This window comes from Nocardioides mangrovicus (genome assembly GCF_003674065.1).
In the GTDB taxonomy this organism is placed as follows: domain Bacteria; phylum Actinomycetota; class Actinomycetes; order Propionibacteriales; family Nocardioidaceae; genus Marmoricola; species Marmoricola mangrovicus.
Genome location: NZ_RDBE01000010.1, coordinates 754653 through 770551 on the forward strand (window position 1 = coordinate 754653; position 15899 = coordinate 770551).

The following is a 15899-nucleotide window of genomic DNA, read 5'->3' on the forward strand; positions in this document are numbered from 1 at the left end:
GGGGTCGTGGTCCGCTCCTTCGCCTCCTCGCCGCTGCCGGCGTACGAGCGCGGGGTGGAGCTGGGCCGTGCGCACGCGGCCGACGTGGCCCGGACGACGCGTCGCTACGCCGACCTCTTCGCCCGCCGCGGCGAGCCCGGGTTCGACGCGCACGCCTGGGCCGCGCGGTTCCGCGAGGTCGTCGGCGACACCGAGCCCGACGCGCTGGCCGAGATCCGCGGCATCGCCGCCGGTGCCGGGCTCGACGAGCTGGACGTGATGGCCGTCGACGCGCGCACCGAGATCCTGGCGAAGGCCGACCCGTACGGGCAGAGGGAGTGCTCGGCCGTGCTCGTCGCGCCGCCCGAGGGTCCGGCGTTCGGCGTGCAGACCTGGGACTGGTACGCGGAGATGGCCGACGGCTGGTTCCGCTGGCGCATCCCCCGCCCCGACGGCTCATGGATCGAGACGGTCACCGAGTACGGGCTGCTCGGCAAGATCGGCGTCAGCAGCCGAGGCGTCGGGGTGCTGCTGACGATCCTGCACCACGAGGCCGACGCCGGCGACGACGTCGGCTACCCGGTGCACCTGCTGGCGCGGCGGATCCTCGAGCGCTGCGCCTCGGCGGACGAGGCGGTCGAGCTGTGCTGCTCGACGCCGGTGGCGGCGTCGACCTCGCTGACCGTGATGGACCCTGCCGGGGGCGCGACGGTGGAGCTGTTCCCCGGCGGACCCGGGGTGCTGCGGCCCAGCGAGGGACTGCTGGTGCGCACCAACCACTTCGTGACGACGGCCGGCGCACCGGGTTGCCTGGTGGGCGAGGACTACCCGACCACCTTCATCCGCCGCGACCACCTCGACACCACCCTGCGCGCCCGCCCACCCCGCGCGCCGGCGGACGTCGTGAGCGCCATGACCCACCACCACCCCGACGGCGGGGTCTGCCGGCACGGGAGCGAGGCCGGGGAGACCGCCACGCTGGCCACCGTCAGCATCACCACCGAGCCGCCCGGGCTCGACGTGCTCGCCGGCGGGCCGTGCCAGGGCGTCGTGCAGACCTACCCCCGCGCGTGACCGACCGCCGCCTCCTCCTCGGGAGACAGCTGCAGCTCGCTGCGCCACTCGGTGACCGGCTTGGCGTACGAGCGGGTGTCCTGCCGGCCGTGGATGGAGGTCAGCACCATGCCGCTGCCGCGGTCGTCGAGGAGGGCCACGGACCAGGAGAGGTGCCCGCCCATGTCGTCGAAGGCGTCGTAGCGGACGACGGCGAGGTGGCGCAGCGCGGTCTCGAGATCCAGGCGCAGGCCGGCCACCTCGCTGCGCAGCCCCGGCACGTCGTCGGGGACGTCGGCCAGGTCGTGGTCGGAGCGTCGCAGCCGGCGGAACCTCGGCACGCTGGTGACCAGGACCAGGCCGAGCGCGACCAGGGCGACCAGCAGGGCAAGCACGCTCAGAACCACAGCCACCGCGTCACCCTAGGAGGCATGGGACGATAAATCGGTGAGGATCGCCTACCAGGGTGAGCCGGGAGCCAACTCCCACATCGTCGCCCGCGAGCACTACCCCGACGCCGAAGCCGTGCCCTGCGCGTCGTTCGAGGACGTGTTCGCCGTGGTGGAGGCCGGGGACGCCGACCTGGCGCTGATCCCCATCGACAACTCCATCGCCGGGCGCGTGGCCGACATCCACCACTTCCTGCCCACCTCGACGCTGCACATCGTCGCCGAGCACTTCCTGCGCATCCGGTTCCACCTGCTGGGGGCACCCGGCGCCACGCTGGACACGATCCGCACCGTCCACAGCCACGTCCACGCGCTGGGACAGTGCCGCAAGGTGATCCGCGAGCTCGGCCTCGCGCCGGTCATCGCCGGCGACACGGCCGGCGCGGCACGCGAGGTCGCCGAGGCCGGCGACCCCACCCAGGCCGCGATCTCCCCGCCCCTGGCCGCCGACGTCTACGGCCTGAACGTGCTGCGTCGCGACGTGGAGGACGAGGATCACAACACCACCCGCTTCGTGGTGCTCTCCCGCGACTTCGAGCAGGCGCCGGCCGGCCGCGGACCCGTGGTGACGACCTTCGTCTTCAACGTCCGCAACCTGCCCGCCGCGCTCTACAAGGCGCTGGGCGGCTTCGCCACCAACGGCGTCAACATGACCAAGCTGGAGAGCTACATGGTGGGCGGGGAGTTCATCGCCACGCAGTTCCTGGCCGAGGTCGACGGTCATCCCGACGACCCCGGGCTCAAGCGCGCGCTGGAGGAGCTGGCGTTCTTCACCACCGAGGTGAAGATGCTGGGCGTCTATCCCGCGGATCCCTTCCGCACGGCATGACCGAGCACCTCGACGACTTCGCCCGCGTCGACCTCGACCGCGAGCGCCGCACCGGCGACCCCGAGGTCGTCTACGGCGCCGGGAAGACCCCTGCACAGGTCGTGGCCATCCTGCGCGCGCTGCACGAGCGGCACCCCGACCGCGCGGTGCTCGCCACCCGGCTCGGCGAGGACGCCCGACAGGCCGTCGCCGAGCAGCTGCCCGAGGCCGACCTCGACCCGGTGGCGCGCACGGCCGTGCTCGGGCCGCTGCCCGAGCCGAGCGGCAGTGTGCTGGTCGTCGGCGCCGGCACCTCCGATGCCCCGGTGGTGCGCGAGGCGCTGGTGACCGCGCGCGTCCACGGCGCCCGGGCCGGCACCGTGCTCGACGTCGGGGTCGCCGGCCTGCACCGGCTGCTCGCGGTGCGCGAGGAGCTCGACGCCGCGGACTGCCTGGTGGTGGTGGCCGGCATGGAGGGGGCGCTGCCCAGCGTGGTGGCGGGGCTGGTCGGTGTCCCGCTGGTCGCGGTGCCGACGTCGGTGGGCTACGGCGCGAGCTTCGAGGGGCTGGCCGCGCTGCTGGCGATGCTGAACTCCTGCGCCCCCGGCGTCGTGGTGGTGAACATCGACAACGGCTACGGCGCGGCGGTGCACGCCGCCCGGGTCGCTCGAGCGGCTCACCGGTGATCGGCTGGGTCGACGCCTCGATGGGCGCCAGCGGCGACATGCTGCTGGGCGCGCTGGTGGGCGCCGGGGTGCCGCTCCCCGTGCTGCAGGACGCCGTCGACGCCGTCGCCGCCGAGCCGATCACGCTGCGTGAGGAGCGCGTCACTCGCCGCGGGCTCGCCGCCACGCGGGTGCACGTCGACGTCGGCGACTCGACGACTCGGCGCACCTGGCGCGAGATCCGGGAGCTCCCGCTGGGCCGGCGGGCCTTCGCGACTTTCGAGCGGCTGGCCGAGGCCGAGGCCGCCGTGCACGCCACGACGCCCGAGGAGGTCCACTTCCACGAGGTCGGGGCGCTCGACGCGATCGCCGACGTGGTCGGCGTGTGCGCGGGCCTGGACCACCTCGGGCTCGAGGCGCTGGTCTGCTCGACCGTCTCCGTCGGGGGCGGCTTCGTCGACGCCGCCCACGGCCGGTTGCCTGTGCCCGCCCCCGCGGTGGTGGAGCTGCTGCGGGGCGTCCCGACCTCCGGCGGCCCGCTCGAGCTGGAGCTGTGCACGCCCACCGGGGCGGCGCTGCTGAGCGCCAACGTCACCGGCTGGGGCGCCCAGCCGCCGCTGGAGGTCCGGGCCGTCGGCACCGGGGCGGGCGGCCGCGATCCCGAGAGCCACGCCAACGTCCTGCGGCTGCTGGTGGGCGAGCAGAGCGGCGCGGTGCTGCTGGAGACCAACGTCGACGACCTCGACCCGCGGGTGTGGCCGGCGGCCATCGAGGCCCTGCTGGCGGCCGGTGCCAGCGACGCGTGGCTGACCCCGATCGTGATGAAGAAGGGCCGGCCGGCCCACACGCTCAGCGTGCTGGTCGCCCCCGGCCGCGCGGAGGCGGTGCGCCGGGTCGTCTTCGAGCAGACCACGAGCATCGGGCTGCGCGAGAGCACCGTCGCCAAGCACGCGCTGCAGCGGCAGATGGTGGCGGTCGAGGTCGACGGCCGGTCGATCGCGGTCAAGGTCGCCCGCGACCCGGCCGGCGTGCTCAACGTGCAGCCCGAGTACGAGGACGTCGCCGCGGCTGCCCGCGCCCTCGGCCGGCCGGTCAAGGACGTCTTGCAGGAGGCGACGGCGCGGGCCCGCACCCTGGCTCTCTAGGCTCTGCGCGTGGACCTCGCTGTCATCGGGATCAGCTTCGCCGCCATCTTCCTGGTCGAGCTGCCCGACAAGACGTTCGTGGCCGCGCTGGTGCTCTCGACGCGCTACCGGGGGCTGATGGTCTGGATCGGCGTCGGCCTCGCCTTCTTGGTGCAGACCATCTTGGCGGTGACGGTGGGGCGCGTGGTGGTGCGGTTCCTGCCCGAGCAGGTCGTCGAGGCAGTGGCGCTGCTGATCTTCCTGGCCGGCGCGGTGCTGCTCTTTCGAGCCGCCCCCGGCGCCGACGAGGCCGAGCAGGAGGCCGAGCGGGAGTACGAGGCGCGCGGCGACGAGGCCAAGCGCGGCCTGGCCGCCATCGGCGCCTCGTTCCTGGTGCTCTTCGCCGCCGAGTGGGGCGACCTCTCCCAGCTGCTGACCATCAGCCTGGTCGGCCGCTACGGCCACACGCTGTCGGTGTTCGTCGGGGCCTGGGGCGCGCTGCTGGTCGTCTCGGGGCTCGCCGTGCTGGTGGGCCGGTTCCTGCTGCGCCACGTGCGCCTGTCGGTGGTGCACTACATCGGGGCCGCGGTCTGCCTGGTGCTCGCGGTCATCACCGGCTACGAGCTGGCGACGTCCCTCTAGAGTCCCGTCCATGACTCTGGACGCCGGGTTGGGAGCCACCAGCGAGGTCGGCCGGCTGCGGACGGTGATGCTGCACCGTCCGGGCCCCGAGCTCACGCGGCTGACACCGCGCAACAACGACACCCTGCTCTTCGACGGCATCCCGTGGGTGGGACGCGCGCAGGAGGAGCACGACGGCTTCGCCCAGGCCCTGCGCGAGCGCGACGTGGAGGTGCTCTACCTGACCGATCTGCTGGTCGAGACGCTCGCCGACGACGAGGCGAGGGCCACGGCCATCGAGGCCACGGTGACCTCGGGCACCACCTCGCTGCGCCTCGGCGACAGCCTGCGGGACTACTTCCGCCGGGCGCTGAGCGACCTGGACCCCCAGGGCCTGATGGTCGCGCTGACGGCGGGTGTGCGCAACGACGAGGTACGGGCCAGCTCGCTGGTGACCTCGCTGCTGGGCCACGACGAGTTCCTCATCGACCCGCTGCCCAACCTGCTGTTCACCCGCGACTCCTCGGTCTGGGTCGGCGATCACGTCGCCATCACCTCGCTGAAGATGCCCGCCCGGGTCCGGGAGTCGCAGCTCACCGAGCTGATCTACAGCCGCCATCCCCGCTTCGCGGGCACCCCCCGCATCCACGGCTACACCTACGAGCACGTCGAGGGCGGCGACGTGCTGCTGCTGGCCCCGGGCGTCATCGCGGTCGGCGTCGGCGAGCGCACCACGCCGGCGGGCGTCGAGCGGCTGGCCCGGCGGGTCTTCGCCGACGGCCTGGCCCACACCGTGCTCGCCGTGCCGATCGCCCAGGAGCGGGCCACGATGCACCTGGACACCGTCGCCACGATGGTCGACGTCGACAAGATCGTGATGTACCCCAACGTCGCCCACACCCTCACCGCGTATGCCGTCACCGCGGGCGACGGGGAGCATCTCGACGTCGCCTCGGCCGAGCCGTTCTTGGAGGCGGCGGCCAAGGCGATGGGCATCGACCGGCTGCACCAGATCGACACCGGCCTCGATCCGGTGACCGCCGAGCGCGAGCAGTGGGACGACGGGAACAACACCTTGGCCATCGCCCCGCGGGTCGCGGTGGCCTACGAACGCAACGTCGAGACCAACGCCCGGCTGGAGGCGGCGGGCATCGAGGTGGTCGCCATCGCCGGCTCCGAGCTGGGCTCGGGTCGCGGCGGACCACGCTGCATGTCGTGCCCGGTGTCGCGAGAGCCCTTGTAGCCAGAGGAATTGAAGGGCCCGACCGCTGTTGACGGGGGATGCAACAACGGCCGGGCGGCTACAAACTAAGCGGTGGGGGGTCGCCTGACAAGGCGGACACGCGCGTACCGAAACAGGTCTGGACCTTTGCCGGGCAGCGACGGCACGACGCTGGCCGTACCGGCTCCGGGCGGGCGCTCGGCAGCGGCGCGAGGGCGCTCGAGCCGGGGCCCGCGGACCGAACTCAGCCGCGCGAGCTGAACAGGGCGTGCACGGTCGAGCGCGACTGGGAGGTCTCCAGCCACCACCGGTCGGTGAGGGTCTCGACGATCGACAGTCCGCGGCCGGTCGTCTCGTCCACGTCGACCTCGAGAGCGCCGGGCACGGTCGGCGCGCCGCCGTCGGTCACGGCGATGTCCAGGCCGACGTCGTCGGTGTTCCAGGCCACCAGGACGGTGCCGTCGTCGAGTGGTCGGGCATGCCGGACGGCGTTGCCGACCAGCTCGGAGAGCACCAGTCGCGAGTCCTCGACGAGGTCATCGGACGCCTGTAGCCCGGTCAGCCACTCCTGCAACCGCGACCGGGCTATCGCGGCACTGCTGGGAGTGAAGGGGAGGCTCAGGGCGACGGGCGCGGGCGCTGTCACCACGATGCAAAGTCCTTTCGGGGTCCCCCGGTGATGCTTCGGATACGACAGATATGCCCGCTAACCCCGATCCAAAACGTCGCGCGATCGCTCGCGTCGTGTGAGGTGGGTCAACACGGTGGCCGGCCGGTCGGTGATGAGCGCCTCGACCCCGAGATCCAGGCAGCGGTCGACCTCGTCGGGGGTGTTGACCGTCCAGCAGTGCACCCGCGACACCTCGGCGATGCGCCGCATCGCCTTCGGGTGGTCGCGCAGTGCCTGCACGTCGGGCCCGGCGATCCAGTCCACCGAGGCGACCGCCCGGCTGCGCAGCCACTCGCCGGGGGACTCGAAGAGCAGCACGACGTCGAGGTCGGGCGCCATCCGCTCGATCCGCTTCAGCGCCAGCCAGGAGAAGCTCATGACGCGCACCGGGGAGTCCGGACCGAGCCAGTCGAACTGGTCGAGGAGCTCGACCAGGCGCTTCTCGACCAGCCCGGCGTAGCGGGTGGGGTGCTTGGTCTCGATGGCCAGCTCCACCCGCTGCGGCAGCTCGGCCACCGTCTCCAGCAGCCGCCGCAGCGTCAGCATGGTGACGTCGAGGTCCGCGAGGGCGGCGAGCTCGGAGGTCGAGACCAGGTGCCGGCTGCGGGCCGTGCGTCGCAGGTCGCGGTCGTGCACGCACACCAGGTGACCGTCGGCGGTGAGCCGTACGTCGCACTCCAGCGCCTCCGCCCCCTGGTCGAGCGCGGCCAGATACGAGGTCAGCGTGTGCTCGCCGCCGCCGTCCACGAGACCGCGGTGAGCCACGACCTGGGGTCGCATGTGGACCATGGTGGCATGACCACACCCCCAGGAATGGTGATCATCACCGGAGCGAACTCGGGTCTGGGCCTGGAGACGGCCCGGGCGCTCGCCGCCGAGGGCGCCCACGTCGTCCTCGCCGTCCGAGACACCGAGCGCGGCGTGGCCGCGGCGGCGGGCATCGCGGGTCGTACCGAGGTGCGCGAGCTCGACCTCGCCGACCTGTCCTCGGTGCGCTCCTTCGCCGCGGGCATCGACACCGACGTAGGCGTCCTGGTCAACAACGCCGGGATCATGATGGTGCCCCAGGGTCGCACCGCCGACGGTTTCGAGCGGCACATCGGCACCAACCACCTCGGGCACTTCGCGCTGACGAACCTGCTGCTCCCCCAGATCACCGGGCGCGTCGTCACGGTCTCCTCCGGGCTGCACAACGGGCCGCAGGTGGACCTCGACGACCTGGACCTCGACGGCTCCTACCGGCCCACCCGGGCCTACCAGCAGTCCAAGCTGGCCAACCTGCTCTTCACCGCGGAGCTCCAACGACGGCTGATCGAGGCCGGCTCACCGGTGCTGGCCACCGCTGCACACCCCGGGTACTCGGCCACCAACCTGCAGGCCCACCACGCCAACCCGCTGGCCCGGCTGGGCATGCGCATCGGCAACGTGCTGGTCGCCACCAGTGCCGCGCAGGGAGCCCGGCCCACCGTCTACGCCGCCACCCAGGACGTCGCGCCGGGTGAGTACGTCGGGCCGACCGGGCTGGGCGGGATGCGCGGCGCGCCGGGCCCGGTGGGTCGCAGCCGGCAGGCCCAGGACGCCGAGGTGGGCCGCCGGCTGTGGGAGCTCTCCGAGCAGCGCACCGGGATCAGGTTCCCCTGGTGATCAGCGCCGCCCGGGCCAGCCGGCCGGCAGGTCGATCTGCAGCAGCTCGCCGTCGTCCTGCTGGCCGTTCGGGAGGATCTTCGCCTGCAGCGTGAACGGCGCGGTCGTCTCGTTGACGCCGCTGATGCCGAAGTCGCTGTCGTTGCTGATGACCAGCCGGCGACCGTGGTCCACCACGGCCACGCCCTCGATCTTGTCGTGGCCGAAGAAGTCGCCGGTCGGGTCGATGCGGGTCACCAGGCCCGCGACGTCGAGGTAGAGCGAGGAGCTCACCGGGGTGATGCCGGCGGCGCGCAGGTTGCTGATGGTGGTGGCGGTGTCGTTCTTCCCGGCGATCACCTCGACCTGCTTCCCGGTGACGTCGGTGGCGCCGCGCAGGTCGATCGCGAACAGCTTCTTGTTCGCGCCGGGCTCGAAGTCGCCGTCGCGCTCGTCGACCAGGAACCGGTGGTCGTCCAGGGCGCTGATCTCCGAGACCCCGGTGTCGGCGCCGTCGGTGTTGTGCAGCACGTAGACGTACTGGTGGGTGGCCCGCGAGCGCAGATCGACGGTGACGATGCGCACGGCGGAGAGGTTCTTCGACTTCGGGCCGCCGGGCGCGTTGAGCCCGGCCTGCATGATGCCGACCAGCGTGCGGCCGTCGGGGGTGACGCTCAGCCCCTCCATGCCCTTGTTGGGCTCGCGCCAGGCCAGCTCGGCCGGCAGGCCCTGGCCGGGGCTGAGCCGCTCGATGGCGCGGCCGCGACGGTCGAAGTGCGTGATGAACGGCCCGTACTCGTCGGAGACCCAGAAGGTGCCGTCGCGCATCACCACGAGGCCCTCGGGGTCGTAGCCGTTCTCGCTGGCCGGCAGCACGTTGCCCTGCAGGTCGGTGATGGTCTCGTTGGTGGAGTTGTCGGGGTTGACCTGGCCGTTGTAGGGCGTGCCGTCCTTCGCGGCGAGGCCGATGCGGCGCACCAGCACCGCCTTGCCGTGGGCGAGCACGAACTCCCCGATGGCGGGCTGGAAGTCGGGCAGCGGCTCGATCTTGGTGCCGTCCGGGCCGTCGACGTTGGGCCCGCGGTCGGTGAGGCCGTAGAAGACGTGGTCGCTCCACGGCGAGACCACGAACGAGGAGCCGTAGGCCTCGCCGGTGATCTTGACCCCGGCGACGGTGGCCAGCGGCGCGACGTGCGGGGTGTAGACGTGCACCCGGGGCTCGCGCGGATGGTCGTGGGCGACGGCCGGAGCGGCGGTCGCGGCGGTGAGCACGCAGGCGGACAGGCCGAGCAGGACGCGAGAGGGCATGGCGCGAACCTGTCGCAGCCCGGTGACGAGCACGGTGACAAGCACGTGGCCGTCGGGTGAACTGGTGAGGTGAGCTTCGTCGCCGAGGACCTCCGCCACTACCTGCAGCAGTCCCGCGACGCGGTCGTCGGCTCCCTCTCGGACCTCTCGGAGTACGACGTCCGTCGCCCCGTGGTGGCCACGGGCACCAACCTGCTCGGACTGGTCAAGCACCTGATCGGCATCGAGGCCGGCTACCTCGGCGCGTGCGTCGGGCGGCCGGCACCGTTCGCGCTGCCCTGGTACGACGACGGCTCGGTCTGGAACGGCGCCGACATGTGGGCGCTGCCCACCGAGGACCGGGCCTACCTGCTCGGCCTCTACCGGCAGGCCTGGACCCACAGCGACGAGTCGCTGGCCGCGCTGCCGCTGGACGCCCCGGCCACCGTCGCGTGGTGGCGCGAGGGTGAGCGGTCGACCACCTTCGGGCACCTCGTGGTGCGGGTCGTGGCCGAGACCGCCCAGCACGCCGGGCACTGCGACATCCTGCGCGAGACGGTGCGGCCCCCCGCGGGGCACGAGGACTTCCGGTCGCGGGTGCTCGCCGCGGCGGCGGAGGTCTGCGGGTCGTAGCCTCCTCGGCGGCTGCGGCTGTGCGACCAGGCCCGGTCCACCACACCGTCCACCTCGAGTCAGTTCCTCGACGGCTACCGCTGGCCCCGCAGGAACTTCCCGAAGTGGGGCACCGTGAAGGCCACGGTGCCCCGTTCCCCGGAGAAGATCAGTCCCTTCTTGACCAGCCCGTCGCGAGCCGGCGAGAGCGACTGGGGCTTGCGGTCCAGGTGGGCGGCGACGTCGGCGGTCCTCACGGCGAGGTCGTCGGTGGCGTGGCCGAGGTCGGCCATCGCGCTCATGTAGTCGCGCTCGGCCGGGGTGGCCCGGTCGAAGCGTGCACCGAAGAAGCCCACGGCCAGCTCCGACTCCGCCTCGGGCGCCGCGCCGCGCACGTCGTCGGCGGTGATCGGCGAGCCGGCGGCGACGTCCCAGGTGACCTTGCCGTAGGCCTGCACGAAGTAGGGGTAGCCGTCGGTGAGCCGGTAGAGCTCGTCGAGGGCGTCGGGCTCGTAGCCCACGTCCTCGGTGCCGGCGGGAACCGTCCAGGCCCGGTCGGCCATCTCGCGCGGCAGCCGGTCCACCGAGACGTAGCGGAAGAGCCGCTCGGCGTAGGACTTCGAGGCCGACAGCGCCACCGGCAGGTGCGGCAGCCCGGCCCCGACCACCAGCAGCGGTGCCGCCTGCTGGCTGATCTCGTGGCACGCCCCGCACAGCGCGGCGAGCTCGTCGGGCACCACGTCTTGCATCTCGTCGACGAACAGCGCGACGCCCACACCCAGGTCGCCGGCCAGCGAGCCGACGTCGGTGAACAGCTCGACCAGGTCCAGCTCGAGGTCGCCGGAGTCGGCGCGGCCCTTCGCGGCGGTGACGTCGATCGGCGGCTGCCAGCGACGCGCGCCCTTGCGATCGACCAGCTCCGTACGGAGGGCGAAGGCCTTGAGCACCCCGGCCACCTGGTCGACGCGCTCGGGGTCGCGGTGACGGTGCGCCACCTCGCGGACGGCGGCGTGCACGGCCTGCGCGAGCGGCAGCCGCAAGGACTGCTCGGGCCGGGCCTCGACCTTGCCGGTCCCCCACGCCCGGCGCACGGCCTCGCTGCGCAGCGCGTTGAGCAGCACCGTCTTGCCCACCCCGCGCAGTCCGGAGAGCACCATGCTGCGGTCGGGGCGGCCGGCGGCCACCCGCTCGAGCGTGACGCCGAACTGCGTGAGCTCGCGGTCGCGGCCAGCCAGCTCGGGTGGCCGCTGCCCGGCGCCGGGGGCGTACGGGTTCCGGATCGGGTCCACGCTCGCACGATATCGAGGCGTCTAGCGTGAGCCCTAGATTTGGCTAGCGTGTCCTAGCCGCAACTCGGCGGGTGGCGAGGACAGTCAGCGCGGCGAGGCCGGCCGAGAAGCCGATGGCGCCCAGGAAGGAACCGAGCTCGGCGCCGCCACGCAGCGCGGTGAACACGATCCCAGCCACCGCCACCGAGATCGCGCTGCCCACGGCGTCGGCGATCGTCATCGCCGAGCTGTTCGAGCCCTGCTCGCCGTCGGCCGAGGCGGCCAGCACGAACGAGCTCGCCCGCGAGGTCACGAGGCCCATGCCGGCACCGGTCGAGATCCAGGCGAGCGCGACGAGGAAAGCCGGGAGCTGCAGCGCCACCACGATGAACGCGACGCCGACACCGGCCAGCAGCAGCCCCGCACCGATCCGCATGGCGCGGACGTCCGGCAACCGCTCCCCCAGCCGGCCCTGCACCTGCGACGAGCCGGCCCAGCCGAAGGCCCCGAGAGTCAGCGTCATCCCCGAGAGCCAGGGCGCGACCCCGTAGTGCGCCTGCAGCAGGTAGGGCAGGTAGACGTCGGCGGCGGCGAAGGCGGCCATCGCGACCCCGCGCATGGCGACGACGGCGGGTAGGCCGGTGGCGAGCCGCAGGGTGCCGACGGGTAGCAGCGGCCGGTCCGCCAGCAGCACCAGGGCGAGCGCCAGCACCGACCCGACCAGCAGCAGCGGTCCGGACCGGTCGTGGCCCACCAGGTCGAGAGCGGCCACCCCGGTCGCCACGAGCACCGCCAGCGCCACCCGGCGGCCTGTGCCGGGCCGCAGCGGCGCCTGCTCCTGCGGCGTGGCCTGCAGCGACGGCGCCACGAAGCCGACCGCGGCGAGCGCGAGCATGACCACGCCGAGGAAGACCCAGTGCCAGCTCCAGACCTGCGCCACCGCGCCCGCGATCGACGGGCCGATCATCGACGGCACGACCCAGGCGGCGGCGAAGGCGCCGAAGATCATGGGGTGGTCGACCGGGGCGTACACGCGGGCGACCAGCACGTAGAGGCTGACGATCAGCCCGCCGGCGCCCGGGCCCTGCAGCCCCCTCCCGGCCACGAACACGCTCATCTCGCCAGCCAGCCCCGAGACCAACAGGCCCAGCACGAACAGCGCCACGGCGGTGAGCAGTGGCCGCGAGGGGCCTCGCCGGTCGGCCCAGGCGCCCGCGACCACCATGCCGACGATGCTGGCCGCCAACGTCGCGGAGAACGCGACCGCGTACAGCGCGCGGCCGTCGAGATCGGCGGTGACCGAGGGCATCACCGTCGTGACGGCCAGCTCCTCGAAGGCCGACAAGAACACCAGCGCGACCATCCCGATGGTCGCCCAGCGGTAGGCCGGGGCGAACAGCGAGGTGTGGGCCTGCGCGGGGCTGGCGTGCGTCGTGGTCACCTCGCCACGCTAGGAGTTCAAGCGTGCTTGAGCTCAAGGGCTCATCGGTAGGTTGGTCGCCGTGACCGACTGGCTCGAGGAACGTGGCACGGAGCGGCTCAAGGCCGCCGGCGACCTGGTGGCGGCGCTGCGCGACGCCCCACTGGGCGACCCCACTGCGCTCGAGCTGTGGAACGACGTCTCGCTGGCGCTGGCCGACGCCTCCTCGGTGGCTTCGCTGCTCGCCGCCGTCCATCCCGACCCCGACGTCGTCGCCCGCGCCGAGCGGATCGAGATCGAGACCAGTGGCTTCGCCACCGACCTGCACCTGGACCGCGAGGTCTTCGACCGACTCTCTGCGCTGGACCCCGACGCCCTCGACGACGGCGGCCGGCGCGTGCTGACCGACGCCCTGCGCACCTTCCGCCGATCGGGCGTGGACCGCGACGAGGAGACCCGCGAGCAGGTCCGCGAGCTCGACCAGCAGCTCACCGAGCTGGGCCAGCGGTTCTCGCGCGTCATCCGCGAGGGGCGCCGCACCACCCGCGTGACCGCCGAGGCCCTGGCCGGGCTGCCCGCGGACTTCGTCGAGGCCCACCCCGCCGACGCCGACGGCTACGTCGAGATCAGCACCGACTACCCCGACACGCACCCCTTCCTCGCCTACGCCCACGACCGGGACGCCCGGCTGGCGGTCGCGCGCACCTTCTACGACCTCGGCCACCCCGACAACGACGAGGTGCTCCGTGAGCTGCTCGATCTGCGCCACCGCCGCGCGCGGCTGCTCGACTACGAGGACTGGCCCAGCTTCGACGCCGAGGTCAAGATGATCGGCTCCGGCCCGGCGATCGCCGAGTTCGTCGATCGGATCAGCGACGCCGCCGCCGATGCCGGCCGGCGCGACCTCGGGGTCCTGCTCGAGCGGGCCGCGCAGGACGGCGTCGAGGAGATCGACCTGGCCTCCTCCCGCTACTACCTCGAGGCCGTCAAGCGCGAGCACCACGGCGTCGACGCCCAGCAGGTGCGCCGCTACTTCGCCTTCGACCGGGTCCACGACGGCCTGCTCGCGGTCACCGCTCGCCTCTTCGGGGTCACCTACGAGCGCGTCGAGGCACCGGTGTGGCACGAGGACGTGACCTCCTTCGACGTGCTGCTCGACGGTGAGCCGCTGGGCCGCATCCACCTCGACCTGCACCCGCGGGCGAGCAAGTACAACCACGCCGCCCAGTTCACCCTGGTGCCGGGCGTGCGCGGTCGTCAGCTCCCCGAGGGCGTGCTGGTGTGCAACTTCCCGCGCGGGCTCATGGAGCACCGCGACGTCGTCACGCTCTTCCACGAGTTCGGCCACCTGATGCACCACACCCTGGCCGGGCGGCAGGACTGGGTGCGCTTCTCGGGGGTGAGCACCGAGTGGGACTTCGTCGAGGCCCCCTCGCAGATGCTCGAGGAGTGGGCCTGGGACGCCGACGTGCTGCGCACCTTCGCCACTGACGCCGAGGGTGAGCCGATCCCGGCCGACCTGGTGGCGCGCATGCGGGAGGCGGAGGAGTTCGGCAAGGCCTTCCTGGTGCGCACGCAGATGTTCTACGCAGCGCTCTCCTACTACTTCCACCTCGAGCGCCCGGCCGACCTCGCCGCACGGATGCTGGAGCTCTACGACGCCTACAGCCTGGTGCGGCCGCTGCCCGACACCCACTTCTACGCCGGGTTCGGGCACCTGGAGGGCTACAGCTCGGGCTACTACACCTACATGTGGAGCCTGGTCATCGCCAAGGACCTGTTCAGTGCCTTCGACCCCGCCGCCCTGTTCGCCCCGGAGGTCGCCACCCGCTACCGCGACGCTGTGCTCGCCCCCGGCGGCTCGGCCGATGCCGCCGACCTGGTCGCGGACTTCCTCGGCCGGCCCTACGACACCCGAGCCTTCGAGGCCTGGCTCGGTCGCTAGCGCTCAGTCACCAGGGCGGGGCCGGGGGCGAAGTGGTCCCACAGCGCCGCCGCGAAACGGCTCACGCAGGCGGCGACGTCGTCGAGCCGGGGCTGCAGATCCAGGCCCGGTGCGACTCGCGCGGCGGCCGCGGACAGGTCGTGCTCGACAGCGGCAGGGGCCACCCGCCGCGATGCGGAGGTCGAGGTAGACCCGGTCAGTGGCCGGCACCTGCTCCACGTCGAGGTGCCGCTGCGCGCTGCGGCGCAACCGGCTGCGGCTCTCCACCCACGAGAACCGGTGGGAGAACGCCCAGAGGATCCGCGCCGCACGGCTGACGTCGAGACCCGCGCGCCCGGCGTCGGTCAGCACCTCCGCGACGAACAGCTCGACCGACTCCAGGCACACGACGTAGCGATCCTCGCCCCGGCGCTGCTCGACCACCTTCGCGACGGATGGCTCGAGCAGCTCGGCCGACCGACGGACGTGGAGACCCGCCGCTTGGTCGCCGGACTCGGCGACCTGCGCGGTCAGCGACGGGGCCGGGACCTTCGTGAGGGTGCGGTAGGTGCCCATCCCGCCCGGCACCCGGTCGGCGCTCGGCGGGTCGGGTTCCGCTTCACCCCGGGAAGCGGCACACCGGCACGCCAGAGCTCCTCCGCGGTGAAGGCGTCGAGGTCGATCCGGGTCGTCCTGGCCCGCTCGAGCACCTCTGCCGGTGTCTCGCTCATGCGTGAGGTCGCGACACCCGGGACCACGTGAGCACCGCCAGCCCCAGTGCGGCACCGACCACGATCTCCTGCGGCATCCGGCGCGAGTCCTCGGTCTGGATCACCGAGTGGAACTCGTCCCAGGCCGCCGGGAACGGCGAGAAGCCGAAGAAGACCGTGCTCGGCTTGTCCAGATCGGGCATCGCGCCGCCCACCATCCCGGCCAGCACCCGCCAGCGCTTGCGACGCGGCGCCGAGCGCCAGACCCACGCCATCGCCGCGAGACCGGTCAGACCGTCGGCCACCGCGATGTGCATGACCGTCTCGATCGGCCGGTCGCCCCAGTGCGGCACGACGTCCATGCCGAAGTGCGAGGCCACCCCGCCGACGAAGGCGCTGACGGGACCGGGAGCGGCGTAGCCGACGAGGGCCCCGGCGAGGACGTGGTTGGTCACCAGCACGGG

Annotated in this window: 17 protein-coding genes; 9 read left to right on the forward strand and 8 right to left on the reverse strand. The window is 72.9% G+C overall.

What is annotated here, in order from left to right; genetic code table 11:
• Window positions 1–6 precede the first annotated feature (6 nt).
• Window positions 7–1053 (forward strand): C45 family autoproteolytic acyltransferase/hydolase, encoded by a 1047-nt coding sequence (locus D9V37_RS18155; RefSeq protein WP_121807527.1) that lies wholly within the window; start codon window positions 7–9, stop codon window positions 1051–1053.
• On the opposite strand, the gene D9V37_RS18160 is transcribed toward D9V37_RS18155, so the two are convergent.
• A complete protein-coding gene (locus D9V37_RS18160) occupies window positions 1038–1445 on the reverse strand; it encodes a DUF4446 family protein (RefSeq protein WP_121807528.1) in 408 nt (135 codons plus the stop codon). The genes D9V37_RS18155 and D9V37_RS18160 overlap by 16 nt on opposite strands.
• A gap of 34 nt (window positions 1446–1479) precedes the next feature.
• Between D9V37_RS18160 and D9V37_RS18165 the strand changes: the two genes are divergently transcribed.
• Genes D9V37_RS18165 through D9V37_RS18185 form a run of 5 tightly spaced genes read left to right on the forward strand, consistent with a single transcriptional unit; the run spans window position 1480 to window position 5942 of the window.
• Window positions 1480–2310, forward strand: a complete 831-nt coding sequence (locus tag D9V37_RS18165) for a prephenate dehydratase (RefSeq protein WP_121807529.1) — start codon at window positions 1480–1482, stop codon at window positions 2308–2310.
• Window positions 2307–2975 (forward strand): nickel pincer cofactor biosynthesis protein LarB, encoded by a 669-nt coding sequence (gene larB / locus D9V37_RS18170; RefSeq protein WP_121807530.1) that lies wholly within the window; start codon window positions 2307–2309, stop codon window positions 2973–2975. The genes D9V37_RS18165 and larB overlap by 4 nt, the downstream gene beginning before the upstream one ends.
• The gene (larC, locus tag D9V37_RS18175; RefSeq protein ID WP_232524997.1) at window positions 2972–4099 is read left to right on the forward strand and encodes a nickel pincer cofactor biosynthesis protein LarC; all 1128 of its coding nucleotides are present in this window, start codon (window positions 2972–2974) and stop codon (window positions 4097–4099) included. Before larB ends, larC begins: the two co-directional genes overlap by 4 nt.
• A gap of 9 nt (window positions 4100–4108) precedes the next feature.
• The gene (locus D9V37_RS18180) at window positions 4109–4720 is read left to right on the forward strand and encodes a TMEM165/GDT1 family protein (RefSeq protein WP_121807531.1); all 612 of its coding nucleotides are present in this window, start codon (window positions 4109–4111) and stop codon (window positions 4718–4720) included.
• Between the two features lie 10 nt (window positions 4721–4730).
• Complete coding sequence (locus D9V37_RS18185; RefSeq protein ID WP_121807532.1) at window positions 4731–5942, forward strand: arginine deiminase; 1212 nt, start codon at window positions 4731–4733, stop codon at window positions 5940–5942.
• Between the two features lie 223 nt (window positions 5943–6165).
• Here the strand turns inward: D9V37_RS18185 and D9V37_RS18190 are convergent, their stop codons facing one another.
• The gene (locus D9V37_RS18190) at window positions 6166–6570 is read right to left on the reverse strand and encodes an ATP-binding protein (RefSeq protein ID WP_158604518.1); all 405 of its coding nucleotides are present in this window, start codon (window positions 6568–6570) and stop codon (window positions 6166–6168) included.
• Window positions 6571–6627: 57 nt separating this feature from the next.
• Window positions 6628–7371, reverse strand: a complete 744-nt coding sequence (locus D9V37_RS18195) for a glycerophosphodiester phosphodiesterase (RefSeq protein ID WP_198412638.1) — start codon at window positions 7369–7371, stop codon at window positions 6628–6630.
• A 15-nt stretch (window positions 7372–7386) separates the two neighbouring features.
• Between D9V37_RS18195 and D9V37_RS18200 the strand changes: the two genes are divergently transcribed.
• Window positions 7387–8235 (forward strand): oxidoreductase, encoded by an 849-nt coding sequence (locus D9V37_RS18200; protein WP_121807535.1) that lies wholly within the window; start codon window positions 7387–7389, stop codon window positions 8233–8235.
• Here D9V37_RS18200 and D9V37_RS18205 read toward each other — a convergent pair whose 3' ends face one another.
• Entirely contained in the window at window positions 8236–9522 is a 1287-nt protein-coding gene (locus D9V37_RS18205; protein WP_121807913.1) for an esterase-like activity of phytase family protein, read from the reverse strand. It lies immediately after the preceding gene.
• A 69-nt stretch (window positions 9523–9591) separates the two neighbouring features.
• Between D9V37_RS18205 and D9V37_RS18210 the strand changes: the two genes are divergently transcribed.
• Entirely contained in the window at window positions 9592–10134 is a 543-nt protein-coding gene (locus D9V37_RS18210; RefSeq protein WP_121807536.1) for a DinB family protein, read from the forward strand.
• A 74-nt stretch (window positions 10135–10208) separates the two neighbouring features.
• Here D9V37_RS18210 and D9V37_RS18215 read toward each other — a convergent pair whose 3' ends face one another.
• Both D9V37_RS18215 and D9V37_RS18220 read right to left on the reverse strand, forming a co-directional pair.
• Window positions 10209–11402 (reverse strand): ATP-binding protein, encoded by a 1194-nt coding sequence (locus D9V37_RS18215; protein WP_121807537.1) that lies wholly within the window; start codon window positions 11400–11402, stop codon window positions 10209–10211.
• A 43-nt stretch (window positions 11403–11445) separates the two neighbouring features.
• Complete coding sequence (locus tag D9V37_RS18220; RefSeq protein WP_198412639.1) at window positions 11446–12822, reverse strand: MFS transporter; 1377 nt, start codon at window positions 12820–12822, stop codon at window positions 11446–11448.
• A gap of 61 nt (window positions 12823–12883) precedes the next feature.
• On the opposite strand from D9V37_RS18220, the gene D9V37_RS18225 reads away from it, so the two are divergent.
• Window positions 12884–14746 carry a M3 family metallopeptidase gene (locus D9V37_RS18225; protein ID WP_232524998.1) on the forward strand — a complete coding sequence of 621 codons (1863 nt, stop codon included), beginning with the start codon at window positions 12884–12886 and terminating at the stop codon, window positions 14744–14746.
• A 3-nt stretch (window positions 14747–14749) separates the two neighbouring features.
• Here the strand turns inward: D9V37_RS18225 and D9V37_RS18230 are convergent, their stop codons facing one another.
• Window positions 14750–15301 (reverse strand): hypothetical protein, encoded by a 552-nt coding sequence (locus D9V37_RS18230; RefSeq protein WP_121807539.1) that lies wholly within the window; start codon window positions 15299–15301, stop codon window positions 14750–14752.
• A 151-nt stretch (window positions 15302–15452) separates the two neighbouring features.
• A complete protein-coding gene (locus D9V37_RS18235; protein WP_121807540.1) occupies window positions 15453–15896 on the reverse strand; it encodes a hypothetical protein in 444 nt (147 codons plus the stop codon).
• Window positions 15897–15899: the final 3 nt, after the last annotated feature.